General features: G+C 39.3%; 2 protein-coding genes. Both read left to right on the forward strand.

All coding sequences use genetic code 11. The annotated features are described in order from the left end of the window. The first annotated feature begins 2 nt into the window (after positions 1-2). Entirely contained in the window at positions 3-305 is a 303-nt protein-coding gene (locus ACOCD9_RS15110; RefSeq protein ID WP_061430571.1) for a hypothetical protein, read from the forward strand. Then, the gene (locus ACOCD9_RS15115) at positions 286-660 is read left to right on the forward strand and encodes a type II toxin-antitoxin system PemK/MazF family toxin (RefSeq protein ID WP_419547883.1); all 375 of its coding nucleotides are present in this window, start codon (positions 286-288) and stop codon (positions 658-660) included. Before ACOCD9_RS15110 ends, ACOCD9_RS15115 begins: the two co-directional genes overlap by 20 nt. Positions 661-1,043 lie beyond the last annotated feature (383 nt).

Raw genomic sequence — 1,043 nt, forward strand, 5'->3', positions numbered from 1 at the left:
AAATGGTTAAATCAACTTTGTACAGGACAGCAAAAGTCCTACCGGGAAATAGAATTGAAATTGAATCTCCAGAGCTGACTGTAGGACAAACTGTTGAGGTAGTTATTTTGGTTGAAGAAGTTAGTTCTGATTCTTCTACCAACGAATATATCTCTCCATCCTTAAAACAGCGTCTTGCTTTTCTGAAGTTACCAATGACTGAACGGAGGAATATTCTCAAAAGTCAAGCCGATATAATGCTCTCTCACTATCAACAAGATTCTGAATGGCAGGAGTTAATGGCAGGTGACATCATTGAGTATTAACCCTGAGCTTCCAAAACGTGGAGAAATTTGGTTAGTCAACTTCGATCCTACTGTGGGTGCAGAAATCAAAAAATTGCGTCCTGCTGTCGTCATCAGTTCCGATTCAGTAGGAAAGCTTCCTATCAAGCTTATTGCTCCTATTACAGACTGGAAAACATATTTTTCAGCAAATTTCTGGCACGTTAAAATTGAACCTAACAGTATCAATGGATTGAATAAAGCTTCTGCAATTGATACTCTTCAACTAAGGGGGGTGGATTTACAAAGGTTTATTCGTAAATTAGGAAGCGTTTCTGAAATTACAATGCTGGAAATTGTAGCCGCCATTGCTACTGTAATCGAATTTGAGGTCTAACAAATCATTGCACCCGACTAATAAAAAGCGACTGATGCTGGAAAATAGACCAAAATGGCGGGTGAATTCAGCTGGTAGGGTGCGTTCCCTAATGCAAGTCCTACTACTCCAGCGATCGATTTTTGGGAAACGCACCATGTACATTGATTTAAATTGTGGGTTAAAGTGCGATGTGGGCTAATCTGGCTAACAGGCTTTTGGGCGTGATATAGGTAAAAGTTCTGGCGATTGCGCCTAAATGGGGTGATATGCCAAAAGTTTCCGTATAATATATAGTTAGCTGACTTATTAAGTTTATGAAAGGAAAACACACATGACTGCTGAGCAGAATATATCAACTGGCAAAATTACGGCTTTGATTGGTGTAGTTTCTTCTGTAATCA

The organism is Microcystis sp., assembly GCF_048564745.1.
GTDB lineage: Bacteria > Cyanobacteriota > Cyanobacteriia > Cyanobacteriales > Microcystaceae > Microcystis > Microcystis ichthyoblabe_A.